The 443-nt window shown below is 50.8% G+C and carries 1 rRNA gene; it reads right to left on the reverse strand.

Annotated elements, in window-relative coordinates:
• Positions 1–443, reverse strand: a 16S ribosomal RNA gene (locus tag WS40_RS11005); the annotation flags it as partial.

Raw genomic sequence — 443 nt, forward strand, 5'->3', positions numbered from 1 at the left:
GTGTACAAGGCCCGGGAACGTATTCACCGCGGCATGCTGATCCGCGATTACTAGCAATTCCGACTTCATGCAGGCGAGTTGCAGCCTGCAATCTGAACTGGGACAATTTTTGGGGATTTGCTCCACATCGCTGTATTGCTTCCCTCTGTTATATTGCCATTGTAGTACGTGTGTAGCCCAGGTCATAAGGGGCATGATGATTTGACGTCATCCCCACCTTCCTCCGTTTTGTCAACGGCAGTCCTGCTAGAGTGCTCTTGCGTAGCAACTAACAGTAAGGGTTGCGCTCGTTGCGGGACTTAACCCAACATCTCACGACACGAGCTGACGACAACCATGCACCACCTGTCTCGATGTCCCGAAGGATTTCACACATCTCTGTGCTATGCATCGGATGTCAAGACCTGGTAAGGTTCTTCGCGTTGCTTCGAATTAAACCACAT

Origin of the sequence: Ruminococcus sp. N15.MGS-57, assembly GCF_000980385.1 — a bacterium.
In the GTDB taxonomy this organism is placed as follows: Bacteria; Bacillota; Clostridia; order Oscillospirales; family Ruminococcaceae; genus Hominimerdicola; species Hominimerdicola aceti.